Below are 25,793 nucleotides of genomic sequence, written 5' to 3'. Positions count from 1 at the left end.
GCAGGTGACAGCACTAGTGAGCTTTCGAGACGACGGGGTCTCTCACATCCCGCTACCGCGGAAGTTAGCGCGGTTGGCGGCTTGTAGCACAGCGGTAACAGAAGGGACCCAGCTGTGAAACCGCCTGAAAGCACCATCGGATCCATGCCGATCTCACTGTCCGCTCCCGGTCCTGTGATGTCGCAGGTCCCCGTGGGTTCGGCCACCCACTGCCCGTACTGCGCGCTGCAGTGCGGCATGTACGTGGCCGGCGGCGAGATCAGCCCGCGCGAGGACATCCCGGCCAACGCCGGCGGCCTGTGCCAGAAGGGGTGGACGGCGGCTGAGCTGCTCGCCTCACCGGAACGGCTCACCACACCGCTGCTGCACGGCAGGCCGGTGAGCTGGGACGAGGCGCTGGCGTTCGTCGCCCGCCGGATCCTGGAGATCCAGGCCGAGCACGGGCCCGACGGCGTCGCGGTCTTCGGCGGCGGCGGGCTGACCAACGAGAAGGCCTACCAGCTCGGCAAGTTCGCCCGGGTGGCGCTGCGGACCAGCCAGATCGACTACAACGGCCGGTTCTGCATGTCCTCGGCCGCGGCGGCCTCCAACCGGGCCTTCGGGATGGACCGGGGCCTGCCGTTCCCCATCACCGACATCGGCAGGGCCGGCGCCGTGCTCCTGGCCGGCGGCAACGTCGCGGAGACCATGCCCCCTTTTGTGCGCCACCTGACGGCGATGCGCGGCCGCGGCGGCAAGCTCGTCGTCATCGACCCGCGGCTCACCCAGACGGCCCGGCTCGCCGACCTCCACCTGCAGGTCACCCCGGGCACCGACCTCGCGCTCGCGCTCGGCCTGCTGCATCTCGCGATCGCGGACGGGTACGCCGACCTCGGCTACCTGGCGGAGCGCACGAGCGGCTTCGAAGCGGTTCGCACGTCCGTGTCGGCCTGGTGGCCGGAGCGGGTCGAGCGGGTCACCGGGGTCCCGATCGCCCTGATGCGTGAGGCCGTGCGGATCCTCGGCACCGCGGACCGGGCGATGATCCTCACCGGCCGGGGCGCCGAGCAGCACTCCAAGGGCACCGACACCGTCACCGCGTTCATCAACCTGGCGCTCACCCTGGGCCTTCCCGGCCGGGAGGGCTCGGGCTACGGCTGCGTCACCGGCCAGGGCAACGGGCAGGGCGGCCGGGAGCACGGGCAGAAGGCCGACCAGCTCCCCGGCTACCGCAAGATCGACGACCCGGCGGCGCGGGCCCACGTCGCCCGCGTGTGGGGCGTCGACCCCGCCGACCTGCCGGGGCCGGGCCGGTCCGCGTACGAGCTCCTCGACGCGCTGGGCACGCCGGCCGGGCCGAAGGCGCTGCTGCTGTTCGGCTCCAACCCCGTGGTGTCGGCGCCCCGCGCCGGCCACGTCCGCGACCGGCTGGCCTCCACCGACCTGCTCGTGGTCTCCGACTTCGTGCTGTCGGAGACCGCGGCCATGGCCGACGTCGTGCTTCCCACGACCCAGTGGGCGGAGGAGGCCGGCACGATGACGAACCTGGAGGGACGCGTCCTGCTCCGCCGTCAGGCCGCCGCGCCGCCGCCCGGCCCGCGCACCGACCTCGCCATCCTGTCCGGCCTGGCCGAGCGGCTCGGCCACGGGCACCGGTTCTCCCCGGACCCGCGCACGGTCTTCGACGAGCTGCGCGAGGCGTCCGCGGGCGGCATCGCCGACTACTCCGGCATCACCTACGAGCGGATCGCCGCCGAGACGGGGGTCTTCTGGCCCTGCCCCTCGGCCGGTGAGGACGCCGCCCCGCACCCCGGGACGCCGCGGCCCTTTCTGGACGGCTTCGCGACCCCCGACGGCCGGGCCCGGCTCGTTCCCGTCGAGCACCGGCCGCCGGCTGAGGACGTCGACGAGGAGTTCCCCCTCTACCTGACCTCCGGGCGGGTGCTCGCCCACTACCAGTCGGGCGCGCAGACGCGGCGGATCCGCGCTCTCGTCCAGGCGTCGCCCGAGGTGTTCGTGGAGCTCCACCCCGAGCTGGCCGAGCGGTTGGGCATCGACCCTGGCGACCGGGTCCGCGTCCGCACCCGCCGGGGCGCCGTGGAGGGAGCCGCCCGGCTGAGCGCCGCGATCCGCACCGACACCGTGTTCGTGCCGTTCCACTGGGAGGGCGTGAACGCGCTGACCAACCCGGCGCTCGACCCGGTCTCGCGAATGCCGGAGTTCAAGGTCTGCGCGGCCGCCGTCGAGCGCTGCACCCCCGGGGAGCGTGTCGCGTGAGGCTCGTGGTCGTGGGGAACGGGATGGCCGGCGCGCGCCTGGTGAGCGAGGTCCGCGCACGCGACAAGGACGTGCAGATCACGGTCTTCGGCGCCGAGGCGTGGCAGCCGTACAACCGGGTGCTGCTGTCGAACGTGGTCGCCGGCACGTCGAGCCCGGACCAGGTCCGGCTGCTCGACCCTCGCTGGTACGCCGACCACGGCGTGACGGCACGCCTCGGCGTCCCCGTCACGGCGATCGACAGGGACTGCCGGACGGTGATCGCCGCCGACGGGACGCGGGAGCCATACGACGTGCTGGTGCTCGCCACGGGAAGCGAGCCGGTGGTGCCGCCCGTGCCCGGCGTGGAGCGGGCAACGGCGTTCCGGACTCTCGACGACTGCGAGCGGATCCGGGACGCGGCCCAAGACGCCCGCAGCGCGGTGGTCGTCGGAGGCGGGCTGCTCGGCATCGAGGCCGCGCGCGGCCTGGCCGGGCGGGGCGTCCCGGTGACGCTGCTCCACCTGGGCGGCCACCTGATGGAGCGCCAGCTCGACGAGGAGGCCGGGCTGATCCTGCGCCAGACGCTCGGCGAGCTGGGGGTCGTCATCCGCACCGGCGTCACCCTGAGCGCCGTGCGCGAGCGGCACGTGGAGCTGTCCACGGGCGAGCTGGTCGACGCAGGCCTCGTGGTGCTCGCCTGCGGTGTGCGCCCCGTCGTCGGGCTGGCCCGAGACGCGGGGCTGGAGGTGGCCCGGGGGGTCGTCGTCGACGACGAGCTGCGCACCGACGACCCGTCGATCTTCGCCATCGGGGAGTGCGCCCAGCACGCAGGCCGGGTCTACGGCCTGGTGGCGCCGGCGTGGGAGCAGGCCTCTGTGGTGGCCGACCTGGTCACCGGGACGGACAAGGAGGCCAGGTACCGCGGCTCCCGCCTGGTCACCCGGCTCAAGGCGAGGAGCGTGGAGCTGGCCGCGATGGGCGAGACCCACCTCACGGAGGACGAGGCGGAGATCGTCCGCTTCTCCCACCGGCACAACGGCACCTACCGCAAGCTCGTCATCCGGGACGGCCGGCTGGTCGGCGCGATCCTGCTGGGCGAGACCTCGGCCGTCGGCACGCTGACCCAGCTGTTCGACAGGGGAGGGCCGCTTCCCTCCGACCGGGCGGGGCTGCTGTTCCCCGGGGTCGGCGGGATGCCGGTGGCCGACAGCCCGACCCGCATGCCGGACTCGGCGCGGGTCTGCCAGTGCAACAACGTGACAAAGGGCCAGATCAGAGCGTGCTGGGAGTCCGGCGCGCGGGACGTGGAGGCTGTGGCCGCCGCCACGAGGGCCACCACCGGGTGCGGCGGCTGCCGCGACGCGGTGGAGGGCATCGTGGGCTGGCTGTGCGAGCAGGAGGGTGTGAGCGCATGAGCACGACCAGGAGACTCGTCGTTGTGGGGCACGGGCCGACGGCCCACCGCCTGGTGGAGACCCTCGCCGACCGGGGCTTCGACGGCACCGTCACCGTGTTCGGGGAGGAGCCCCGCCCGGCCTACGACCGGGTGGCGCTCACCTCCTACCTGGCGGGCGTCAGCGTGGAGGACCTCACCTACCCCGTGCCCGACGGCGTGGTGGTCCGGCTCGGCGGCCGGATCGTCGGGATCGACCGCGAGAACCGTACGGTCGCGACCGACGGCGGCCACGTCGAGCCGTACGACGTGCTCGTGCTGGCCACCGGCTCGGCGCCGTTCGTGCCGCCGGTCCCCGGCAGGGACCTGCCCGGCTGCTTCGTGTACCGGACCATCGACGACCTGGACGCCATCAGGGAGGCCTCGCGGGAGGCCCGGGCCGGCGTCGTCATCGGCGGCGGCCTGCTCGGCCTGGAGGCGGCCGACGCGCTGCGCGGGCTCGGCCTGGAGACCCACGTCATCGAGATGGGCGACCGTCTGATGCCCCGGCAGGTCGACGAGGGCGGCGGCTCCGTGCTGCGCGGCCACGTCGAGGCGCTCGGGCTGACCATCCACACGAGCGCGGGGGTCTCGTCGATCGCGGCGGGGCCGGACGGCCGGGTGGCCGCCCTGGTCAAGCCGGACGGCGACGCGATCGGCGCCCAGGTCGTGGTCTTCTCCGCAGGCATCCGGCCGCGCGACGAGCTGGCCCGCCAGTGCGGGCTGGAAGTCGGGGAGCGCGGCGGGATCGTCGTCGACGAGGGCATGCGGACCTCCGACCCCCACATCTACGCCGTGGGGGAGTGCGCCCTCGCGGGCGGCATGGTCTACGGGCTCGTCGGGCCGTGCTTCACCCAGGCGGAGGTGGCGGGCGACCGGATCCTCGGCGGCGCGGCCACCTTCGAGGGCGCCGACATGTCCACCAAGCTGAAGCTCCTCGGCGTCGAGGTCGCCCAGTTCGGCGCGATGTCCGGCGCGCTGGACGTCACCTACATGGACCCGGTGGCCGGGGTCTACAAGCGGCTGTTCATCAGCGACGACGCCAAGACCCTGCTCGGCGGTGTCTGCGTCGGCGACGCCGGGCCGTACAGCACGCTGCGGCCGTTCGTCGGCAAGCCGCTGCCGGGCGCCCCCAGCGACCTGTTGTTCTCCGGCGCCGGCACGTCCTCGGTGGACTTGCCCGACGACGCGCAGGTCTGCTCCTGCAACAACGTGACCAAGGGCAAGATCTCGGCGGCCATCGCGGACAAGGGCCTGACCGACGTGGCGGGCATCAAGGCCTGCACCCGCGCGGGGACGACGTGCGGCAGCTGCGTCCCGATGCTCAAGCAGATCCTCGTCAAGTCGGGGGTCGACGTCGGCAAGGCGCTGTGCGAGCACTTCACGCACAGCAGGGCCGAGCTGTACGACATCATCCTCGTCCGGGGGATCACCACGTTCTCCCAGCTCATCGCCGAGCACGGGACCGGGCGCGGCTGCGACATCTGCAAGCCTGCGGTGGCCTCCATCCTGGCCTCCCTCGGGCACGGCCACATCCTCGACGGCGAGCAGGCCGCACTTCAGGACACCAACGACCACTTCCTCGCCAACATCCAGAAGAACGGCACCTACTCGGTGGTGCCGCGCATCCCCGGCGGGGAGATCACCCCCGACAAGCTCATCGTGATCGGTGAGGTGGCCCGCGACTTCGGCCTCTACACGAAGATCACCGGCGGTCAGCGCATCGACCTGCTCGGCGCCCGCGTCGAGCAGCTCCCGCACATCTGGCGGCGGCTGGTGGACGCGGGGTTCGAGTCCGGTCACGCGTACGGCAAGGCGCTGCGGACGGTGAAGTCCTGCGTGGGATCCGCCTGGTGCCGGTACGGCGTGCAGGACTCGGTCGGCCTCGCCATCGCCCTGGAGCTGCGCTACCGGGGCCTGCGCTCACCGCACAAGCTCAAGTCCGCCGTCTCCGGCTGCGCGAGGGAGTGCGCCGAGGCCCGCTCGAAGGACTTCGGCGTCATCGCCACCGAGCAGGGCTGGAACCTCTACGTGGGCGGCAACGGCGGCTTCACCCCCCGCCACGCCGACCTGCTCGCCGCCGACCTGTCGACCGACGAGCTGATCCAGACCATCGACCGGTTCCTGATGTTCTACATCCGCACGGCCGACCGGCTGCAGCGGACGTCGGCCTGGGTGCAGAGCCTCGAAGGCGGGCTCGGCTACCTCCGCTCCGTGATCATCGAGGACTCGCTGGGCATCTGCGCCGACCTGGACGCCCAGATGCGGCGGCACGTCACCACCTACGTGGACGAGTGGCGGACCGCCATCGAGGACCCCGACAAGCTGCGCCGGTTCGTGAGCTTCGTGAACGCGCCCGGCGTCCCCGACCCCTCCATCACCTTCGAGACCGAACGCGACCAGATCAAGCCGGTGTTGATCCCCCTGGAGGCAGCACGCAGATGACCATTCTCAACGAGACGGCCGCCCCGGCCGGGCGGCTCCACTGGACCCCCGTCTGCTCCTACACCGACCTGCTCCCGGAACGGGGAGCGGCGGTGCTGGTCGGCGCGGAACAGGTGGCGCTGTTCCGCACCTTCGACGGCGCCCTCTACGCGCTGGGCAACCTGGACCCCTACAGCGGGGCGTACGTCATGTCCCGGGGCATAGTCGGCACCAGGAACGGCGAGCCCACCGTGGCGTCCCCCATGCACAAACAGGTCTTCTCACTCGCCACGGGGGCGTGTGTGGACGATCCGGGCGTCGCCGTCCCGACCTACGCCGTCCGCGTCACCGATGGAACCGTGGAGGTGAGCGTGGCATGACCGCGCTTATGGACGATCCCCTGGTCAGCCTGGAGACGGCGCCGGACGCGCTCGCCGGCTTCACGATCGGCGTCACCGCGACGCGCCGCCGCGAGGAGCTGGCGGCCCTGCTGGAACGGCGGGGGGCCCGGGTGGTCCGGGCCCCCGCGATCCGCATCGTGCCGCTCGCCGAGGACACCGGGCTGCTCGCGGCCACCCGAGCCTGCCTGGAGGCGCCCGTCGACGACGTGGTGATCACCACCGGGGTCGGGTTCCGCGGCTGGATGGCCGCGGCCGAGGGCTGGGGCCTGTCCGGCGACCTGAACGAGCACCTGGGCGGCGCCCGGCTCCTCGCCCGCGGACCGAAGGCCAGGGGGGCCGTTCGTGCCGCCGGGCTCGTCGACGCCTGGACGCCGGCCACCGAGTCGTGCGAGGAGGTGAAGCAGTACCTGCTCGCCCAGGACCTGCGCGGCCGCCGCATCGCCGTGCAGCTCCACGGCGAGCCGCTGACCGGCTTCGTCGCGGCGCTCAGGGACGCGGGGGCCGACGTGATCGAGGTCCCCGTCTACCGGTGGCTGCCCTACCGTGACACCTCCCCGCTGCGGCGCCTGGTCAGCCAGGCCGTCTCCGGCGGGGTCGACGCGGTCGCGTTCACCAGCGCGCCCGCCGTCCTCGCCATGCTCAACGCGGCACGCGGCGACGGGCTGGAGGAGGCGCTGCTGGCCGCCTTCGACACCCGGGTCGTGGCGGCCTGCGTGGGGCCCGTCACCGCCAACCCCCTCACGTCGCGGGGCGTCCGGGTGGTCCAGCCCGACCGGGCCCGGCTCGGCGCCCTCGCCCGGACGCTCGCCCGCCACCTGCCGGCCAGCAGCGTCACGCGGCTGGTCGCGGGGGGCCACGAGCTGGAGATCCGCGGGCACGCCGTCGTGGTCGACGGCGACCTGAAGCCCCTGCCGCCCGCCCCGATGGCCGTTCTCAAGCGGCTCGCGGAGCGGCCCGGCCATGTGGTGGCGCGCTCCGAGCTGCGAGTCGTGCTGCCGGGAGGGCCCTCCCGGGACTCCGCCGAGCACGCGGTCGAGATGGCGATCACCCGGTTGCGCCGGGCGCTCGGGCCGTCCGGGATCGTGGAGACCGTCGTGAAGCGCGGCTACCGCCTGGCCTGCGGGAGGGATGACCGGTGACGCCGACCCTGGTGCTGGCGGCGCACGGCGCACGCACCGGCGAGTGGGAATGCGTCATGGAGTCCCTCGCCGACCGGGTGCGCCGGGCGCGGCCGGGCCGCCGGGTCGAGCTCGGCTACCTGGAGATCAGCTCGCCGCTGCTCGCCGACGTACTGGCCGCGGTGCCGGGGCCCGTGGTGGTGGTCCCGCTGCTGCTGGCCGGCGGATACCACGTCCACATCGACCTGCCGGCCGTGGTGGCGCGGGTCAGGCCCGACGCCCTGATGGCGGGGCCGCTCGGGCCGCACCGGCTGCTCACCTCGGTGCTGGCCCGGCGGCTCGCCGCCGCCGGGCTGCGGCCGTGGGACGCGGTGATCCTCGGCGCGGCCGGCTCGTCGGACCCGGCCGCCCTGGAGGATGTGCGGGCCGCCGCCCGCCTGCTGTCCGTACGGCTCTCGCGGCCCGTCACGGCGGCCTTCGCCTCCGCCGGGGACCCGGGCGTGGCCGAGGCCATGAAGCGGGTGCGGTCGGGGCCCGCCCCCAGGGTCGCCGTCGCGTCCTACCTGCTCGCCCCCGGCTTCTTCCACAACCGGCTGGTCACCAGCGGCGCCGACGTGGTGAGCGCCCCCATAGGGGTGGACGGCGACGTGGCCGAGCTCGTGTGGACCCGGTTCGACGAGGCCGCGGCCCCCCGGCGCACCCGGCGCCTGTCCGGCTCCCAGCCCGCGCCCGCCGCCTGACGGCACGCCGCGCCCCGCCGGCGGCGGCCCCCGGCCGACGGGCGACGGGCGTGAGCGACGGCGGAACGGCCGGCGGCGGGAGACGCGGGATCAGGCGCGGCCATCGGGATGCTTGATCGTATTCGCGGCGACGGCCGCTAAAGTGGGCTGCCCGCTCCCGTTCCCCAGGAAGTGCCGCATGCTCCGTCGCCACCGTTTCGGCGTTCCCGCCCTGCTCGTCGTCGTCGCGTACGCCGTCGCGGTGATGGTCGCCGCCGTGATCGCGTCGGCCACCGGCGACCTCGGCGTGTTGTGGCGGTTGACGCTGTTCATGGAGGTGGACGAGGGCGTCGCGGGGACGTGGCCGAACGTGCTCGCCCTGATCCTGTTCGGCGCGCTGTGGGCCTGGGCGCTGTGGCAGAGCCTGCGCGGGCCGCTGACGGGCCCGCCGCCCGAGCCGGACCGGGATGCGCGGCGGCTGCGGGGGGGACTGTACGCGTCGGCTGCGACCTGGCTGTTGTACTTCCTCATGTCGTCGTGGCCCTGGTGGACGAGGGTGCTCGACGCCGTGGTGATGCTGGCGGTCGTGGTGCTGTTCCATCCGGTGGTGGCGGGCGACCTGAGGCACGCCGACCGCGTGCGGGCCACCGGTGCGCTGGCCTACGGAGGCGCCGCCGCCGGCGAGGTGCTCGACGCGCTCGACTGGCCCGACGCCGACTGGCTGTTCCAGGTCTGCGGCCTGGCGGCGCTGATCTGGACTCTGCTCGTCCTGCGGGCGCAGCGGCGGGACGAGCGCTGGCGGCGGGCCACGGTCCGGTACGGCGCCGCCTCCCTGGCGGGCTCCGCACTGGTGGGCTTGCCGCTGGTGGACACCGGAGTCGTCTACGAAGCGGCCACGGTGGCCGCCGACGCGCTGACGCTGATCTGGCTGGCCCGCTCCGCCCACGAACTCGCCGAGCCGCGCCCGCTGCCGGCCGCGCCCGCACCCGTGCGGGAGGCGTCCTAGCGGTCGGTGCCGCGGTCGCGGCGGCGCAGGTAGCGCTCGAACTCGGCCGCGATGGCGTCGCCGCTGGCCTCGGGGAGCTCGGCGGCGTCCTTGCGCTCCTCCAGCTCCTTGACGTACTCCGCGACCTCGGTGTCCTGGGCCGCGAGCTCGTCGACCCCGTGCTCCCAGGCGCGGGCCTCCTCGGCCAGCTCGCCGTACGGCATGGGGATGTCGAGCATGTCCTCGATGCGGCGCAGCAGCGCGAGCGTGGCCTTGGGGTTGGGCGGCTGCGCGACGTAGTGGGGGACCGACGCCCACAGCGACACGGCCTGCACCCCGGCGCCGCCCAGGGCGTGCTGCAGCACGCCGACGATGCCGGTGGGGCCCTCGTACTTGGTCAGCTCCAGGTTCAGCGCGCGGGCCATGCCGGGGTCGCTCACCGCTCCGACGATCGGCACCGGCCGGGTGTGCGGCGAGTCGTTGAGCAGCGCGCCCAGCAGGATGGCGAGGTCGACGCCCAGGTCGTGGCAGAGCCCCACGATCTCCGCGCAGTACGACCGCCACCGCATGTTCGGCTCGATCCCGCGCAGCAGCACGACGTCCCGCTTGGCGCCCGGCGGGCGGGCGAGCAGCAGCCGGGTGGTGGGCCACACGATGGAGCGGGTCAAGCCGTCGCCCATCTCCACGATGGGCCGGGTGACCTGGAAGTCGTAGTAGTCCTCCGGGTCCAGCTCGACCAGGGGGGTGGCCTTCCACTCCGCATCGAGGTGGGCGAGCACGCCGCTGGACGCCTCGCCCGCGTCGTTCCACCCTTCGAACGCGGCGATCAGCACCGGGTCGACGAGCTCGGGGAGCCCTTCGAACTCGATCACACGCCGCCTCCCTCAGTGGCCCACAGCAGTATCGCTCACTCCAAGACTATTCGGTGGGCGGACCCTCGCGGCACCTTCGCGGCTCCCTCGGCCGGTCGCGGCGGGCCGCGACCGAGGGGCGCGTGCCCCGGCCCGCCGTCTGGAACAGGAGTTCCCCTGTTCGATCAGCGGTCAAGTCATCCTCGAGCAAGGGCCGTTAAGCTTTGCTCCATGACCAGCCGACCGTCCTTCCGAGAAGCGTTGTCCCATCGCGTTCTGATCGCCGACGGGGCCATGGGGACGATGCTGCAGTCCTACGACCCGACGCTCGACGACTTCCAGGGGCATGAGGGCTGCAACGACGTGCTCAACGTCAGCCGTCCCGACATCGTGAGCGCCGTCCACGACGCGTATCTCGAAGTGGGCGTCGACTGCGTCGAGACCAACACCTTCAACGCGAACCGGGCGGCGCTCGGCGAGTACGACATCGCCGACCGGATCTTCGAGCTGTCCGAGGCGGGCGCGCGGCTGGCGCGCGGGCGGGCCGACCACTGGTCCACCCCCGACCACCCCCGCTTCGTGCTCGGCTCCATGGGCCCGGGGACCAAGCTGCCCACCCTGGGACACCTGCCGTACGCGACCCTGCGGGACGCCTACCGGGACAACGCGGCAGGCCTGATCGCCGGCGGGGCCGACGCGCTGATCGTCGAGACGTGCCAGGACCTCCTCCAGGTGAAGGCGGCCGTCGTCGGCGCCAAGCGGGCCGTCGAGGCCGCCGGCCGGGACGTGCCGATCATCACCCAGGTCACCATCGAGACGAACGGCGCGATGCTGCTGGGCTCCGAGATCGGCGCGGCGCTGACCGCGATCGAGCCGCTGGGCGTGGACCTGATCGGCCTCAACTGCGCCACCGGCCCGACCGAGATGAGCGAGCACCTGCGCTACCTCGCGCGGCACGCGCGGGTGCCGCTGTCCTGCATGCCCAACGCCGGGCTGCCGCAGCTCACCTCGGACGGGGCGTACTACCCGCTCAGCCCCGGCGAGCTGGCCGACGCGCACGAGGCGTTCACCCGCGACTACGGGCTCGCGCTGGTCGGCGGCTGCTGCGGCACCACCCCCGAGCACCTGCGCCAGGTCGTCGAGCGCGTCGGCGGCAGGGAGCGCGGCGTGCGGCGCCCCCGCCCCGAGGCGGGCGCGGCCTCGCTCTACCAGGCCGTGCCGTTCCGCCAGGACACCTCCTACCTGGCGATCGGCGAGCGGACCAACGCCAACGGCTCCAAGGCGTTCCGCGAGGCCATGCTCCAGGGCGACTACGAGGAGTGCGTCGAGATCGCCAGGGCGCAGGCCCGCGACGGCGCCCACCTGCTCGACCTGTGCGTCGACTACGTCGGCCGCGACGGCGTCGCCGACATGAAGGAACTGGCCTTCCGCTTCGCCACCGCCTCGACGCTGCCCATCGTCATCGACTCGACCGAGCCCGCCGTCATCGAGGCCGGCCTGGAGATGCTCGGCGGGCGCGCCGTCGTCAACTCCGTCAACTACGAGGACGGCGACGGGCCCGACTCGCGCTTCACCAAGGTCATGCGGCTGGTCAAGGAGCACGGTGCGGCCGTGGTCGCGCTCACCATCGACGAGGAGGGCCAGGCCCGCACCGCCGAGTGGAAGGTCCGGGTGGCCACCCGGCTCATCGAGGACCTGGTCCACAACTGGGGGATGAAGGTCGAGGACATCATCGTCGACTGCCTCACCTTCCCCGTCTCCACCGGCCAGGAGGAGACGCGGCGTGACGGCATCGAGACGATCCAGGCGATCCGCGACCTGAAGCGCCGCTACCCGGCGGTGCAGACGACGCTGGGCCTTTCCAACGTGTCGTTCGGCCTCAACCCGGCGGCTCGGATGGTGCTCAACTCCGTCTTCCTGAACGAGTGCGTCAACGCCGGGCTCGACTCGGCCATCGTGCACGCGTCGAAGATCCTGCCGATGGCCCGGATCCCCGACGAGCAGCGGCAGGTCGCGCTCGACCTGGTCTACGACCGCCGTCGCGACGGCTACGACCCGCTGCAGCGGTTCATGGAGCTGTTCGAGGGCGTCGACGCGGCCTCGATGAAGGCCGACAAGGCGGCCGAGCTCGCCGGGCTGCCGCTGTGGGAGCGGCTCAAGCGGCGCATCGTCGACGGGGAGCGCAAGGGCCTGGAGGCCGACCTCGAGGAGGCCCTGGCCCAGCGGCCCGCCCTGGAGATCATCAACGACGTGCTCCTCGACGGCATGAAGACCGTGGGCGAGCTGTTCGGCTCGGGCCAGATGCAGCTGCCGTTCGTGCTGCAGTCGGCCGAGGTGATGAAGACCGCCGTGGCCTACCTGGAGCCGCACATGGAGCGGGTCGAGGGGAGCACGAAGGGGCGCATCGTCCTGGCCACCGTCAAGGGCGACGTGCATGACATCGGCAAGAACCTGGTCGACATCATCTTGACCAACAACGGCTACGACGTGGTGAACCTCGGCATCAAGCAGCCGGTCTCCACGATCCTCGAGGCCGCCGAGGAGCACAACGCCGACGTGGTCGGCATGTCCGGGCTCCTGGTGAAGTCGACGGTCATCATGAAGGAGAACCTCGAGGAGATGAACTCCCGGGGCATCGCCGGCAAGTACCCGGTGCTCCTCGGCGGCGCCGCCCTCACCCGGGCGTACGTCGAGCAGGACCTGGCCGACCTCTACAAGGGCGAGGTCCGCTACGCCAGGGACGCCTTCGAGGGCCTGCGGCTGATGGACGCGTTCATGGCCGTCAAGCGCGGCGAGGACGGCGCGACCCTGCCGCCGCTGCGCGAGCGCCGCGTGAAGACGGGGGCCGTCCTGGAGCGCACGGCGGTGGAGGACCTGCCCGCCCGGTCCGACGTCGCGACCGACGTCCCGGTGCCCACCCCGCCCTTCCTCGGCGACCGGGTGGTCAAGGGCATCCCGCTCGGCGACTACGCCGCCTACCTCGACGAGCGGGCGACATTCATGGGCCAGTGGGGCCTGAAGGCCTCCCGGGGCGGGGACGGGCCGTCGTACGAGGAGCTCGTGGAGAAGGAGGGCCGGCCGCGGCTGCGCATGTGGCTGGACCGGCTGCAGACGGAGAACCTGCTGGAGGCGGCGGTCGTCTACGGCTACTTCCCCTGCGTGAGCGAGGGCGACAGCCTGATCATCCTCGACGACGCCGGCAAGGAGCGCACCCGGTTCACCTTCCCCCGCCAGCGGCGCGACCGGCACCTGTGCCTGGCCGACTTCTTCCGGCCGCGTGAGTCGGGGGAGGTCGACGTGGTCGGCTTCCAGGTCGTCACGATGGGCAACCGGGTCAGCGAGGCGGCGGCCGAGCTGTTCGCCAAGGACGCCTACCGCGACTACCTGGAGCTGCACGGCCTGTCCGTCCAGCTCACCGAGGCGCTCGCGGAGTACTGGCACGCCAGGGTCCGCTCGGAGCTGGGCATCGGGGGCGACGAGTCGCTGACCGACATGCTCAAGGTCAACATCGCGGGCTGCCGCTACTCCTTCGGGTACCCCGCCTGCCCGAACCTGGAGGATCAGGTTCAGGTCATGGAGCTGCTCGACCCCGCGCGCATCGGCGTCACCCTCTCGGAGGAGTTCCAGCTCCACCCCGAGCAGGCCACGTCCGCCCTGGTCACCCACCACCCCGAGGCCAAGTACTTCAACGTGTAGGGACTGTGCCGTCTGGGCGCGGTCCCAAAGGGGTAGCGGGCGCTCATGCGCTTTCACGCCCTGGCATGTGACTTCGACGGCACGCTCGCCTCGGGCGGGCGGGTGGACGACTACACCGTCGCCGCCCTGGAACGGCTCAGCCGGACCGGGCGGCGGCTCATCCTCGTCACCGGGCGGCGGCTGGAGGAGCTGGCCGCCGCGTTCGACCGGCTCGACCTGTTCGACGTGGTCGTCGCGGAGAACGGCGGTGTCCTCCATCGACCGGCGGAGCGCGAGACCCGCACGCTCGCCCAGGCGCCGCCGGAGGACTTCGCCCGACGGCTCCGCGAGGAGGGCGTCGAACCGCTGGAGACCGGCGAGGTGATCGTCGCGACGGTGGAGCCGCACCACACCGTGGCCTTGGAGGCCGTACGCGAGCTCGGGCTCGATCTCCAAGTGATCTTCAACAAGGGTGCGGTCATGGTGCTGCCGGCCGGCGTCACCAAGGGGACCGGGCTGGCCGAGGCCGCCGCGGAGCTCGGCCTGTCCCCGCACAGCATCGTCGGCGTCGGGGACGCCGAGAACGACCACGCGTTCCTGTCGATGTGCGAGTGCGCGGTGGCGGTCGCCGGCGCGCTGCCCGCGGTCAAGGAACGGTGCGACCTGGTGACGTCGAAGGACGAAGGCGGCGGGGTCGCCGAGCTGGTCGAGCGCCTCGTCGACGACGACCTGTCCGGCGTGCCGCTCGACCGCCATCACATCCTGCTCGGCTCGGTGGCCGGTGACAGCGCCGGTGACAGCGCCGGTGACAGGGCCGGTGACAGCGGTGATGGGGCCGGTGACGGGGAAGAGGTGCGGCTGTCGCCCTACGGGACGCGCCTGCTGATCGCCGGGCCGTCCCACAGCGGCAAGTCGACGGTGACCGGCGCGCTGCTGGAACGGATCGGCACGGCGGGATACCAGTTCTGCCTGATCGATCCCGAGGGCGACTACGCGGACGGGCTGAAGGGCGCGCTGGTGCTCGGTGACGCCCGGCGGGCCCCGGTGGTCGAGGAGGTGGCCAAGGCGCTGGGCGACCCCGGGCTGAGCGTGGTCGTGAACCTGCTGGGCGTGCGGCTGGACGACCGGCCGGGCTTCTTCGAGGACCTGCTGCCGAGGATCGCGGCGTCGCGGTCGGCCAAGGGGACCCCGCACTGGGTGGTCGTCGACGAGGCGCATCACCTGATGCCCACCGGCTTCGCGCTGGAGAACGCGTCGGGGCTCGCGGACTCCGGCTCGCTGCTCATGGTGACCGTGCATCCCGAGGCGGTGAGCGAGGAGGTCAGGAAGATCCTGACCGGCGTCATCGCCATCGGCGACCGGCCCGGACAGGTGCTCGACGGCCTGGCCCGCTCACTGGGCGTCGAGGCGCCCGGCGGCGAGTGGGACGCGCTGCCGACCGGTGAGCTGGTGATCTGGCAGCCGTCCGAGGGGCCGCCCGTCCACGCCGTGCTGGCCCCGCCCGAGGGGGAGCGCCACCGCCACCGCCGCAAGTACGCCGCGGGCAGTCTGGGGGAGGAGGAGAGCTTCCGCTTCCGCGGCCCCGGCGGGCGGCTCGACCTGCCGGCGGACAACCTGACCCTGTTCCTCCGGATCGGCGACGGCGTGGACGAGGAGACGTGGCTGCACCACCTGCGGGCCGGGGACTACTCCGCCTGGATCGCCACGTGCGTGAAGGACCAGGAACTCGCGGACCTGGTCGCCGAGGTGGAGCGTGACTGCCGGGACTCCGCCCAGGACGGCCGCCGCCGGATCCGTGAGCTGATCGAGGAGCGTTACACGGCTCCCGCCGAGCCGTACGACCCCGGGTGACATCTACGATGTCAGTCCCCCCTCATCGGGGGTCCGCTCGCCGGGGGAAGGGGCCACGTGGACGCTGTTCTTTTCGACATGGACGGGCTGCTCGTCGACTCCGAGAAGGTGTGGTTCGAGGTCGAGGCCGAGGTGGCGGTGCGCCTGGGCGGGTCGTGGGGCCCGGAGCACCAGGAGCGCCTCGTCGGCGGTTCATGGGACCGGACCGTCGCCTACATGCTGGCGCTGACCGGGGCCGACATCGCCCCGGAGGTGGTCGGGGAGTGGCTCATCGACGGGATGGAGAGCCGCCTGTCCACCGGCGTCGTGGCGATGCCGGGCGCCCTGGAGCTGCTGCGCGCCCTGACCGACGAGGGAGTGCGCACGGGGCTGGTCACCTCGTCGCTGCGGGTCATCGCCGACGCGGTGCTCAAGACCATCAGCCGCGAGCACTTCGAGGTGATCGTGACCGCGGACGACGTCACCTGGACCAAGCCCCACCCCGAGCCGTACCTCACCGCCGCGTCCCTGCTGGCGGTGGACCCGGCCCGGTGCGTCGTGCTGGAGGACTCGCCGAACGGCGTGGCGTCGGCGACGGAGGCGGGCTGCCGCGTCGTGGCGGTGCCGAGCGTCGTGCCGATCACCCCGGCGCCGGGAAGGCTCGTCATGCCGTCGCTGGTGGACGTGGACATCCACCTGCTCCGCTCGCTCTTCGACTGATCGAAACCAGTCAAGATCATTAACCGGCGGGCCGCCGGACCGCGTGCCAGGATGGAGGTACGCCGTTCACAAGGGGGCCGCCGTGACATTCAACGACATCGCCTGGCTGCCGCTATGCGGCGGGCTGACCGGCGTGGGCATCGTGCTCAGCTATCTCGCCTTCCGGCGCAGGGGGGCCGCGGCCGGCCTGCGAGCCACCGCATGGTCGCTTCTCCCGCTCGCCGCCTACCTCACCGGGGCGCTGAGCACCCTGTGGAACGTCGGCGCGGCGCTCGTCGGCTTCGTCACCGGGCTGGTGCTGTCCCCCGCGGTCTGGGCCGGCGTGGTGCTGGCGGGCCTGTCGGTCCTGCTCTTCTTCGCCTCGGGCGCCCTGCGCGGCCGCGCCCTGTCCCGGGCGCGCAAGGGCGGCGCCCCCCAGGGGGACGCGGATACGGCGGGGACGGCGCGGGGGACCGCCACCGGGGGCGTGGCAGGCGCGGCGACCGGAAGGCGGCCGGGCCGGGAGGGCGCGAAGCCGGCCGGGGGCAACCCCGCGCCACGGCCCGTCGAGCGGGCCAAGGAGCCTGCCGCCGCGGACGATTTCTCCGACATCGAGGACATCCTGAAGCGCCGCGGGATCAGCTGAAAAATCCCACATACCGGGACCAAGTTACCGGTCAGTGCAATGTTACAGATCCGGGACACAACCGGAACGAGACTCCGACAAATCTTTCAAGATCAACACGAATGAGTTTCGCGTAAATCACAGTTGAGCCACAGCGACGCCCCTGGGACTAGTCATCCCAGCTCAGCGCATACATTGTGCGTTCCAGGGGCGCCGCCGAAAATGGCGGCCCCCTGAACAATGTCGTCTGGGACCCAGGGGGCCGACACCGTATGACCGCGCGAAGCAAGGTCATCTCGCAGGACCACGCCCGGGTCATGGAGCCGATCAAGGAGGCCCCATGACCGTGCCGATGGACGTCAGCGGCTCTCAAACCGAGGCCGCTCCGGAGGCGGTTCTGGAGGGGGTGGGAGGCGCCAAGGCGATCCAGGGCCGCTCGCTCGGCCAGATCGCCTGGATGCGCCTCAAGCGTGACAAGGTCGCCATGGCCGGCGCCTGTGTGGTGCTCTTCCTCATCGTCGTGGCCATCGTCGGGCCCTTCATCACGAAGGCGCTCGGGTTCGACCCGCTCACCTTCCACCAGGACCTCATCGACCAGTCCACTCTCGCCCCCAAGGGCGCCTTCGGCGGGATGAGCGCGCAGCACCCGTTCGGGCTGGAGCCGGTGAACGGCCGGGACATCTTCGGCCGGATCGTCGCCGGCGCCTGGGTCTCCCTGCTGATCGCGTTCCTGGCCACGGTCGTGTCGGTGATCATCGGCACGGTCCTCGGCGTGGTCGCCGGATACTTCGGCGGCTGGGTCGACACCCTGATCAGCCGCGCGATGGACGTGTTCCTGGCCTTCCCGCTCCTGGTGTTCGCGATCGCGCTGGTCGGCGTGGTGAGCCAGTTCGAAAGCGAGCTCAGCTTCAAGGGCGACGGGCTGCGGATCGGGCTGCTCATCTTCGTGATCGGGTTCTTCAACTGGCCCTACATCGGCCGGATCATCCGGGGACAGACGCTGTCGCTGCGCGAGCGGGAGTTCGTCGACGCGGCCCGCAGCCTGGGCGCCCGGCCCCTGTACGTGGTCTTCCGGGAGCTGCTGCCCAACCTGATCGCGCCGATCCTCGTCTACTCCACGCTCCTCATCCCCAGCAACATCCTGTTCGAGGCGGCGCTGTCGTTCCTCGGTGTGGGGATCAGGCCTCCGACGCCGACGTGGGGCGGCATGCTCTCGGATGCGGTGCGCTTCTACACGATGCCGCACTTCGCCCTCTTCCCGGGGCTGGCGATCTTCATCACCGTGCTCGCGTTCAACCTGTTCGGAGACGGCCTGCGTGACGCGTTCGACCCGCGGGCGCGCTGACCCTCCGGCGTCGTTCCCCAACCCTCCAGCACTACACCAAGGGGTGCATCAGTAGATGAAGAAGAAATCCACACTGGCCGCGGCGGCCGTGGCCGCCCTGGCCCTGGGCCTTTCCGCCTGCGGCGGCGGTGGCGGCGGTGGCGGCCAGGCCTCGCAGAGCGCCGGGCAGGGCGCCGGCGCCGCGGCCCAGGACGCGTTCGACGCGGCGAACGGGGGCAAGATCTTCAACCCCTCCACCAAGAAGGGCGGCACCCTCAAGTTCGCCAACTCGGGTGACTGGGACTCGCTCGACCCGGCCAACACGTACTACGGCTACGCGTGGAACTTCGGCCGCCTCTACTGGCGGACGCTGACCGTCTTCAAGACCGCCCCCGGAGGCGAGGGCAACAAGGTCGTCCCGGACCTCGCCGAGGACCTCGGCAAGCCGAGCGACAACGGCAAGACCTGGACCTACACGCTGAGGTCCGGCCTGAAGTTCGAGGACGGCACGCCGATCACGTCGAAGGACGTGGCGTACGGCGTCGAGCGGTCGTTCGACAAGGAGACGTACCCGAACGGCCCGACGTACCTCAACGAGCTGCTCGCCTGGCCCAAGGACTACAAGGGCCCGTACAAGTCGAAGGGCGCCGACGTCAGCTCGGCGATCGAGACGCCCGACGACAAGACGATCGTCTTCCACCTCAAGCAGCCGTTCGCCGGCTTCGACTACCTGGCCCAGATGTCCCCGACGGCCCCGGTGCCGCAGGCCAAGGACACCGGCGCCAAGTACCGCGACCACGTCGTCTCCTCGGGCCCGTACAAGTTCGAGGGCGACGCGCCGGCGGGTAAGAACTTCGCCCTCGTGCGCAACGAGAACTGGGACCCGGCGACCGACCCGAACCGCCCGGCGCTGCCGGACCGGATCGAGGTCCAGGTGAACGTCGAGGCCAACGACCTCGACAACCGTCTCATCAACGGCGACATCCAGGTCGACGTGGCCGGCACCGGCCTGCAGCCCGCGTCGCTGAGCAAGGTCCTGCCCGACCCGGCCCTCAAGGCCCGGGCGGACAACCCGACGCTGTCGCGCCTGTGGTACACGTCGATCCCGACGACGGTCCCGCCGTTCGACAACATCGACTGCCGCAAGGCCGTGATGTACGGCGCCGACCTGACCGGCTACCAGACCGCGTACGGAGGCCCGCTCTCCGGAGGCGACATCGCCACCAACCTGCTGCCCCCGACGATCCCGGGCCACCAGAAGATCGACCTGTACCCGAGCGAGGGCGGCAAGGGCGACATCGCCAAGGCCAAGGCGGCCCTGGCCGCCTGCGGCCAGCCGAACGGCTTCGAGACGAACATCGCCTACCGCGCCGAGCGGCCCAAGGAGAAGGCGACCGCCGAGTCGCTGCAGCAGTCGCTCGCCCGGGTCGGGATCAAGCTGACCCTCCAGCCGTACCCGCAGGGTGAGTACTTCGCCTCCTTCGCCGGCAACCCGCCGTTCGTGAAGAAGAACAAGATCGGTCTCGCCGTCAACGGCTGGGGCTCGGACTGGAACGACGGCTACGGCTTCCTCCAGCAGATGGTCGACAGCCGGGTCATCCGGGAGACCGGCGGCTCGTCCAACGTCAGCGTCCGCATCCCGGACGTGGACAAGCTGATCGACCAGGCCAACATGGAGACCGACACCGCCAAGCGCGAGGCGCTGTGGGGCCAGATCGACAAGCGGGTCATGGAAGAGGCCGTGATCCTGCCGGGCGTCTGGGCCAAGTCCCTGCTCCTGCGGGGCAAGGGCCTGACCAACGTCTTCATCAGCGACTCGCAGCAGATGTACGACTACGTCGCCCTCGGGGTCCAGTAACCACTCGGGCGCAACCAATATCAAGTTAGGCAGGTGAAGGCGGGAGGCGTCCGGCCCCCGGTGCCCACGAGGCACCCGGGGGCCGGGCGCCGGAGCCGGGCACTGTGGTCACTTTCATCATCAGGCGCCTGATCGCGTCGACGCTGATGCTGGTCGTCGTCAGCATGGTCACGTTCGCGATCTTCTTCCTGGTGCCGAGGATCGCCGGGGCGACACCGGAAACGCTCGCCACCCGGTACGTCGGCCGGACGGCGACCGAGGCGACCGTCAAGGGGATCGCCGAGAAGCTCGGCTTCAACGACCCGGTGGTGGTCCAGTACGGCCGGTTCCTCAAAGGAGTCGTCGCCGGGGAGGACTACACCAACGGCCCGGTGGTCGAGCACTGCGCGCCCCCGTGCTTCGGCTACTCCTTCCTGACCCGGCGGCCCGTGTGGCCGGAGCTGCTCGAACGGCTCCCCGTGACGCTGTCCCTCGCGGCCGGCGCCTCGGTCATCTGGCTGATCGCGGGCGTCGCCGTGGGAGTCCTGTCCGCCCTCCGAAGAGGATCGGTCTTCGACCGGTCGGCGATGGGCGTCGCCCTCGCCGGCGTGTCCCTGCCCATCTTCTGGACCGGCCTGATGTCACTGGTGATCTTCAGTTACGGCCTCGGCTGGACGGCTCCGGGAGGAAGCTACACGCCCTTCACCGAGAACCCGGCGCAGTGGGCGTACTACCTGCTGCTGCCCTGGATCACCCTGTCCCTGCTCTTCGCGGCCGGCTACGCGCGGCTCACCCGCGCGGGCATGCTGGAGACGATGAACGAGGACTACATCCGGACGGCGCGGGCGAAGGGCGTCCGAGAACGGGTCGTGGTGGTCAAGCACGGCCTGCGGGGCGCGCTCACGCCGATCCTCACGATCTTCGGCCTTGACGTCGGGCTCCTGCTCGGCGGCGCGGTGCTCACCGAGACCGCGTTCTCGCTGCCCGGCCTCGGCAAGTACGCCATCGAGGCGATCACCAACAACGACCTGCCCAAGGTCATGGGCGTGACCATCTTCGCCGCGTTCTTCGTGGTGATGGCCAACCTGATCGTGGACGTGCTGTACGCGGTCGTCGACCCGAGGGTGAGGCTGGGATGAGCTTCCTCGAACTCAACGACCTTCGTATCCACTTCCCGACCGACGACGGCCTCGTCAGGTCGGTGGACGGGCTGTCCTTCGGCCTTGAGCGCGGCAAGACCCTCGGCATCGTCGGGGAGTCGGGCTCGGGCAAGAGCGTCACCAGCCTCGGCATCCTCGGCCTCCACAAGGGCGGCCGGGCGAAGATCTCCGGTGAGATCTGGCTCGACGGCGAGGAGCTCGTCGGGGCGTCCCCCGAGCACGTGCGGAAGCTGCGCGGCAAGAAGATGGCGATGATCTTCCAGGATCCGCTGTCCGCGATGCACCCGTTCTACACGGTCGGCTCGCAGATCATCGAGGCGTACCGGATCCACAACGACGTCAGCAAGAAGGTCGCGCGCAAGCACGCGATCGACATGCTGGGCCGGGTGGGCATCCCTCAGCCGGACCGCCGCGTGGACAGCTATCCGCACGAGTTCTCCGGCGGCATGCGGCAGCGCGCCATGATCGCGATGGCGTTGAGCTGCGACCCCGAGCTGCTCATCGCCGACGAGCCCACCACGGCGCTCGACGTGACCGTGCAGGCGCAGATCCTCGACCTCATGCGCGACCTGCAGCGCGACTTCAACGCCGCGCTGATCATCATCACGCACGACCTCGGCGTGGTCGCCGAGCTGTCCGACGACATCCTGGTGATGTACGGCGGCAAGTGCATCGAGTACGGATCGGCCGAGGACATCTTCGAACGTCCCGAGCATCCGTACACCTGGGGGCTGCTCGGCTCGATGCCGCGGCTGGACCGGGAGCCCACCGAGCGGCTGCTGCCGATCAAGGGCTCGCCGCCGTCGCTGATCAACGTGCCCTCCGGCTGTGCCTTCCACCCGCGCTGCGCCTTCGAGGGCCGTACGGCGGGCCGGGCCCAGACCGAGGTGCCCGATCTGCTGGAGACGGAGGGCGGGCACCTGGTGCGCTGCCATCTGCCGCGCGAGACCAGGCGGGCCATCTGGACCGAAGAGATCAAGCCGAACCTGGAGGCCTCATGAGCAGCGAGCCAAGCGAGCGCGCCGGCGAGCCGCTGCTGTCGATCCAGGGCCTGAAGAAGCACTTCCCGGTCACCAAGGGCCTGCTCCAGCGGCAGGTCGGCTCCGTCAGGGCCGTCGACGGCGTCAGCTTCGACGTGCACAAGGGCGAGACGCTCGGCCTGGTCGGCGAGTCGGGCTGCGGCAAGACCACGACCGGGCGCCTGATCACCCGGCTGATCGAGCCCACCGACGGCAAGATCGTCTTCGAGGGCAACGACATCACGCACATGTCGCAGGGCCGTCTGCGCCCGCTCCGCCGCGACGTCCAGATGATCTTCCAGGACCCGTACAGCTCGCTCAACCCGCGCCACACGGTCGGCGCGATCGTCGGGGCGCCGTTCCGCATCCAGGGGATCAAGACCGAGCAGGGCACCAAGAAGGCGGTCCAGGAGATCCTGGAGCTGGTCGGTCTCAGCCCGGAGCACTACAACCGCTACCCGCACGAGTTCTCCGGCGGCCAGCGGCAGCGCATCGGCATCGCGCGCACGCTGGCGCTGAAGCCGAAGCTGATCATCGCGGACGAGCCGGTCTCGGCGCTGGACGTGTCCATCCAGGCGCAGGTGGTCAACCTGCTGGAGGACCTGCAGAGCGAGCTCGACCTCACCTACGTGGTGATCGCGCACGACCTGTCGGTGGTGCGGCACATCAGCGACCGGGTCGCCGTGATGTACCTCGGCAAGATCGTCGAGCTGGCGGACCGCAAGGACCTGTACCAGTCGCCGATGCACCCGTACACCAACGCCCTGCTGTCGGCCGTACCGGTCCCCGACCCCAAGCGGCGGACCGAACGGGAGCGCATCCGCCTCCAGGGAGACGTGCCGTCCCCGCTCAACCCGCCGCCCGCGTGCCGCTTCCACACCAGGTGCTGGAAGGCGCAGGAGATCTGCCGGACGGTCGAGCCGCCGCTGGCGTTCCTGGCCGCCGGCCACCAGGTGGCCTGCCACTTCCCCGAGAACGCTCCCGTTCCGGCCGGAGCCGGGTCCTCGGGCGTCGCGGCGGCCACCTCGGCGTCCCCCGGCGCGGAAGGTCCCGCGGCCGTTTAGAGCGGCCGGTTGGAGCGGCCGGTTGGAGCGCCCCGGTGCGGCCCCACGCCGCGCCGGCAGGTGGTCCGCCGGTACCGCTCCCGCAGGTCATCCCCCCAGACGGTCCGCGGGAGCCGTACCGGCGTGGTGTGCGGCCGTACGGCCGCGCCCCTGACCCCTCTGCGATCTCAACGCTACCCGCGCGGGTGCCTGCGGCCATCGGTCTGCGGGACCGCATCGGCCTGCGCCTCTGGCAGGAGGACGGCGCCCGGCCTACGCCTGCAGGAGTACGCCGGCGGGCCGCGTGGCGGCGAGGCGCCGACCCTCAGGAGCGGAGGCGGGCGCGGGCCGGGGAGGCCGGCGCGGGCCTCAGGAGAACGCGCCGGGGATGATCAGCCCGGTCTCGTACGCGAGCACGACGGCCTGGACGCGGTCGCGCAGCCCCAGCTTGGTCAGCACGTTCCCCACGTGGGTCTTGACGGTCGTCTCGCTCACCACGAGCTGTGCGGCGATCTCCGCGTTGGACATGCCCTTGGCGATCAGGCGCAGGACCTCCAGCTCCCGATCGGTGAGCCGGTCGAGCCGCGCGGGCGTGACCGGCTGGTGGGCCGAGGGCAGCCGCGCGGCGAACCTGTCCAGCAGCCGCCGCGTCACGCTGGGCGACACGATCGCGTCACCCGCCGCCACCACCCGGATCGCCTGCACCAGGTCGTCCGGCGGCACGTCCTTCAGCAGGAAGCCGCTCGCCCCCGCGCGCAGGGCCTCCACGATGTACTCGTCGAGGTCGAACGTGGTCAGCACGAGCACCTTCGGGACGTGCGCGCTCGGCGCGGCCTCCCTGACGATGCGCCGGGTCGCCTCGATGCCGTCCGTCCCCGGCATCCGCACGTCCATCAGGACGACGTCGGGGAGGAGCGCCCGTGACTGCTCCATCGCCATCGCGCCGTCGCCGGCCTCGCCGACCACGGTGACGTCGGGCTCGGCCTCCAGGATGAACCGGAAGCCGGTGCGCAGCAGCGGCTGGTCGTCGACCAGAAGCACCCGGATCGTCATGGGGCCGCCGTCGTGGTGCGGGTGGAGGGGAGCACCCTGATCGTCATGATGTGTCCTTGAGAGGGAACCGGGCCCGTACCTCGAACCCGCCCCCGGTGCGAGGGCCGATCCGCAGGACTCCACCATAGAGCGCCACGCGCTCGCGGATCCCCACCAGGCCGTGGCCGCTTCCGTTCGGCCGGGCCGCCGCGTCGGCCGCGCCCCGCCCGTCGTCCTCGATCTGGACGGACAGCTCGTTCGGCTCCTGCCGTACGGTGACCCAGGCGCGGGCGGCCGGGCCGGCGTGCCGGAGGCTGTTGGTCAGCGCCTCCTGCACCAGGCGGTAGGCCGCCAGGTCCACTCCCGGCGGCAGCCCCCGCCGGTCGCCCTCGATCCAGAGCTGGGTGCGCAGCCCCGCCTCCCGCATCTGCTCGACCAGTGTCGGCAGGTCCTGCATGCCGGGCTGGGGCCCCCGCTCGGCCGGGCCGTCGGTGCGGAGCACGCCGACGATGTTGCGCATCTCCACCATGGCCGTACGGCCCATCTCCTCGATGGCGGTCAGCGCGTCGCGGGCCACGTCGGGGTTGCTGTCGAGCATCTTGCGCGCCGCCGCCGCCTGCACGGTCATCACGCTCACGTGATGGGCGACGACGTCGTGCAGCTCGCGGGCGATGCGTGAGCGCTCCTCGGCCCGGGCGGCCCGGGTGTCGGCCTCACGCGCCCGCTCCAGCCGGTCGGCGCGCTGCGTCAGCTCGGCCATGTAGGCGCGGCGCAGCCGCACGGTCCGGCCGATGACCCAGCACAGCATGATGACGACGACGATCACGGCCTGATCGGTCCAGGACAGGTCGTAGGCGCCGAGGGTGACCCCCACGGCGGAGGCGGGCAGGGCGACCGCCAGCGCGGCCAGGCTCAGCGCCAGCCCCCGGCAGGAGGCCACCGAGTAGAGCAGGATCAGGCTCCCGACCCAGCTGAGCCCCATGTTGTAGCCGAGGCCTTGGAGCGTCCACTCCGGCGGGTACGTCATCAGGAGCAGGACGAACGGCCACCGCCGCCGCAGGGCGACCGAGAGCGTGCACAGCGACGCCAGGAGCAGGTTGGCCGCGTCCGGGGGGCGCAGCCGCATCGGCGCCATGTCCTGCCATCGCGCCAGCGACTCCGGCGTCGCGACGAGGATGATCGTCAGCGACGCGACCGTCAGCACCACCGCCAGGGCCGAGTCCGCGAAGAGGGGATGGGCCCGAAGCCGGGACCAGGAGACAGCGGGGGTGGGGCGCACGTACCAAATGTAAGCGGTCACCTGCGGTCACCACCCTGCCCAGGAGGGATATGCGCATCCTCCGAGGGGAGGAGAGACGCGAGAGGCGCGAGCCGGGGGAGG

General features: G+C 71.8%; 19 protein-coding genes. 16 read left to right on the top strand and 3 right to left on the bottom strand.

The window, feature by feature from the left end; all coding sequences use genetic code 11:
- Nucleotides 1-144: 144 nt before the first annotated feature.
- The 7 genes from AB0B72_RS13950 to AB0B72_RS13920 all read left to right on the top strand — a co-directional run bounded on the left by AB0B72_RS13950 (nt 145) and on the right by AB0B72_RS13920 (nt 9,338).
- Entirely contained in the window at nt 145-2,256 is a 2,112-nt protein-coding gene (locus AB0B72_RS13950; RefSeq protein WP_367739091.1) for a molybdopterin oxidoreductase family protein, read from the top strand.
- Entirely contained in the window at nt 2,253-3,653 is a 1,401-nt protein-coding gene (locus AB0B72_RS13945; RefSeq protein WP_367739089.1) for an FAD-dependent oxidoreductase, read from the top strand. Before AB0B72_RS13950 ends, AB0B72_RS13945 begins: the two co-directional genes overlap by 4 nt.
- Nucleotides 3,650-6,115, top strand: a complete 2,466-nt coding sequence (gene nirB, locus AB0B72_RS13940) for a nitrite reductase large subunit NirB (protein ID WP_367739088.1) — start codon at nt 3,650-3,652, stop codon at nt 6,113-6,115. Before AB0B72_RS13945 ends, nirB begins: the two co-directional genes overlap by 4 nt.
- On the top strand, nt 6,112-6,474 hold the full coding sequence (gene nirD / locus AB0B72_RS13935) for a nitrite reductase small subunit NirD (protein WP_367739087.1): 363 nt from the start codon (nt 6,112-6,114) through the stop codon (nt 6,472-6,474). The genes nirB and nirD overlap by 4 nt, the downstream gene beginning before the upstream one ends.
- Nucleotides 6,471-7,634 carry a uroporphyrinogen-III synthase gene (locus AB0B72_RS13930; RefSeq protein WP_367739086.1) on the top strand — a complete coding sequence of 388 codons (1,164 nt, stop codon included), beginning with the start codon at nt 6,471-6,473 and terminating at the stop codon, nt 7,632-7,634. The genes nirD and AB0B72_RS13930 overlap by 4 nt, the downstream gene beginning before the upstream one ends.
- Nucleotides 7,631-8,353: a sirohydrochlorin chelatase gene (locus AB0B72_RS13925; protein WP_367739085.1), complete on the top strand. Its 723-nt coding sequence runs from the start codon at nt 7,631-7,633 to the stop codon at nt 8,351-8,353. Before AB0B72_RS13930 ends, AB0B72_RS13925 begins: the two co-directional genes overlap by 4 nt.
- Before the next feature lie 178 nt (nt 8,354-8,531).
- Nucleotides 8,532-9,338, top strand: coding sequence for a hypothetical protein (locus tag AB0B72_RS13920; protein WP_367739084.1), 807 nt, complete (start codon nt 8,532-8,534; stop codon nt 9,336-9,338).
- On the opposite strand, the gene AB0B72_RS13915 is transcribed toward AB0B72_RS13920, so the two are convergent.
- A complete protein-coding gene (locus AB0B72_RS13915; RefSeq protein ID WP_367739083.1) occupies nt 9,335-10,189 on the bottom strand; it encodes a PAC2 family protein in 855 nt (284 codons plus the stop codon). The genes AB0B72_RS13920 and AB0B72_RS13915 overlap by 4 nt on opposite strands.
- Before the next feature lie 210 nt (nt 10,190-10,399).
- Here AB0B72_RS13915 and metH point away from each other — a divergent pair, with 210 nt between their 5' ends.
- From metH to AB0B72_RS13870, 9 genes are all read left to right on the top strand, one after another.
- The gene (gene metH, locus AB0B72_RS13910; RefSeq protein WP_367739082.1) at nt 10,400-13,864 is read left to right on the top strand and encodes a methionine synthase; all 3,465 of its coding nucleotides are present in this window, start codon (nt 10,400-10,402) and stop codon (nt 13,862-13,864) included.
- A gap of 45 nt (nt 13,865-13,909) precedes the next feature.
- Nucleotides 13,910-15,694 (top strand): HAD family hydrolase, encoded by a 1,785-nt coding sequence (locus AB0B72_RS13905; RefSeq protein WP_367739081.1) that lies wholly within the window; start codon nt 13,910-13,912, stop codon nt 15,692-15,694.
- Between the two features lie 57 nt (nt 15,695-15,751).
- The gene (locus AB0B72_RS13900) at nt 15,752-16,393 is read left to right on the top strand and encodes an HAD family hydrolase (protein ID WP_367739080.1); all 642 of its coding nucleotides are present in this window, start codon (nt 15,752-15,754) and stop codon (nt 16,391-16,393) included.
- Nucleotides 16,394-16,475: 82 nt separating this feature from the next.
- Nucleotides 16,476-17,018 (top strand): cellulose synthase, encoded by a 543-nt coding sequence (locus AB0B72_RS13895; protein WP_367739079.1) that lies wholly within the window; start codon nt 16,476-16,478, stop codon nt 17,016-17,018.
- A gap of 319 nt (nt 17,019-17,337) precedes the next feature.
- A complete protein-coding gene (locus tag AB0B72_RS13890; RefSeq protein ID WP_367739078.1) occupies nt 17,338-18,342 on the top strand; it encodes an ABC transporter permease in 1,005 nt (334 codons plus the stop codon).
- Nucleotides 18,343-18,397: 55 nt separating this feature from the next.
- Nucleotides 18,398-20,179, top strand: coding sequence for an ABC transporter substrate-binding protein (locus tag AB0B72_RS13885; protein WP_367739077.1), 1,782 nt, complete (start codon nt 18,398-18,400; stop codon nt 20,177-20,179).
- Nucleotides 20,180-20,283: 104 nt separating this feature from the next.
- Nucleotides 20,284-21,297: an ABC transporter permease gene (locus AB0B72_RS13880; RefSeq protein WP_367739076.1), complete on the top strand. Its 1,014-nt coding sequence runs from the start codon at nt 20,284-20,286 to the stop codon at nt 21,295-21,297.
- Complete coding sequence (locus AB0B72_RS13875; RefSeq protein WP_367739075.1) at nt 21,294-22,319, top strand: ABC transporter ATP-binding protein; 1,026 nt, start codon at nt 21,294-21,296, stop codon at nt 22,317-22,319. The genes AB0B72_RS13880 and AB0B72_RS13875 overlap by 4 nt, the downstream gene beginning before the upstream one ends.
- The gene (locus tag AB0B72_RS13870) at nt 22,316-23,401 is read left to right on the top strand and encodes an ABC transporter ATP-binding protein (protein WP_367739074.1); all 1,086 of its coding nucleotides are present in this window, start codon (nt 22,316-22,318) and stop codon (nt 23,399-23,401) included. Before AB0B72_RS13875 ends, AB0B72_RS13870 begins: the two co-directional genes overlap by 4 nt.
- A 348-nt stretch (nt 23,402-23,749) precedes the next feature.
- On the opposite strand, the gene AB0B72_RS13865 is transcribed toward AB0B72_RS13870, so the two are convergent.
- Both AB0B72_RS13865 and AB0B72_RS13860 read right to left on the bottom strand, forming a co-directional pair.
- A complete protein-coding gene (locus AB0B72_RS13865; protein ID WP_367739073.1) occupies nt 23,750-24,433 on the bottom strand; it encodes a response regulator in 684 nt (227 codons plus the stop codon).
- 43 nt (nt 24,434-24,476) lie between these two features.
- Nucleotides 24,477-25,712: a sensor histidine kinase gene (locus AB0B72_RS13860; RefSeq protein ID WP_367739072.1), complete on the bottom strand. Its 1,236-nt coding sequence runs from the start codon at nt 25,710-25,712 to the stop codon at nt 24,477-24,479.
- Between the last annotated feature and the right edge of the window lie 81 nt (nt 25,713-25,793).

The sequence above is a fragment of the Microbispora sp. NPDC049125 genome (genome assembly GCF_040802045.1).
Lineage (GTDB): Bacteria > Actinomycetota > Actinomycetes > Streptosporangiales > Streptosporangiaceae > Microbispora.
This window is presented reverse-complemented; position numbering and strand designations above follow the sequence as displayed.

Excerpts from the sequence above, each read along its gene's own strand:
- AB0B72_RS13885 (WP_367739077.1), top strand. The coding sequence starts at position 18,398 with ATGAAGAAGAAATCCACACTGGCCGCGGCGGCCGTGGCCGCCCTGGCC.
- AB0B72_RS13920 (WP_367739084.1), top strand. The coding sequence starts at position 8,532 with ATGCTCCGTCGCCACCGTTTCGGCGTTCCCGCCCTGCTCGTCGTCGTC.
- AB0B72_RS13890 (WP_367739078.1), top strand. The coding sequence starts at position 17,338 with ATGACCGTGCCGATGGACGTCAGCGGCTCTCAAACCGAGGCCGCTCCG.
- nirB (WP_367739088.1), top strand. The coding sequence starts at position 3,650 with ATGAGCACGACCAGGAGACTCGTCGTTGTGGGGCACGGGCCGACGGCC.
- AB0B72_RS13870 (WP_367739074.1), top strand. The coding sequence starts at position 22,316 with ATGAGCAGCGAGCCAAGCGAGCGCGCCGGCGAGCCGCTGCTGTCGATC.
- AB0B72_RS13950 (WP_367739091.1), top strand. The coding sequence starts at position 145 with ATGCCGATCTCACTGTCCGCTCCCGGTCCTGTGATGTCGCAGGTCCCC.
- AB0B72_RS13905 (WP_367739081.1), top strand. The coding sequence starts at position 13,910 with ATGCGCTTTCACGCCCTGGCATGTGACTTCGACGGCACGCTCGCCTCG.
- nirD (WP_367739087.1), top strand. The coding sequence starts at position 6,112 with ATGACCATTCTCAACGAGACGGCCGCCCCGGCCGGGCGGCTCCACTGG.
- metH (WP_367739082.1), top strand. The coding sequence starts at position 10,400 with ATGACCAGCCGACCGTCCTTCCGAGAAGCGTTGTCCCATCGCGTTCTG.
- AB0B72_RS13875 (WP_367739075.1), top strand. The coding sequence starts at position 21,294 with ATGAGCTTCCTCGAACTCAACGACCTTCGTATCCACTTCCCGACCGAC.
- AB0B72_RS13930 (WP_367739086.1), top strand. The coding sequence starts at position 6,471 with ATGACCGCGCTTATGGACGATCCCCTGGTCAGCCTGGAGACGGCGCCG.
- AB0B72_RS13865 (WP_367739073.1), bottom strand. The coding sequence starts at position 24,433 with ATGACGATCCGGGTGCTTCTGGTCGACGACCAGCCGCTGCTGCGCACC.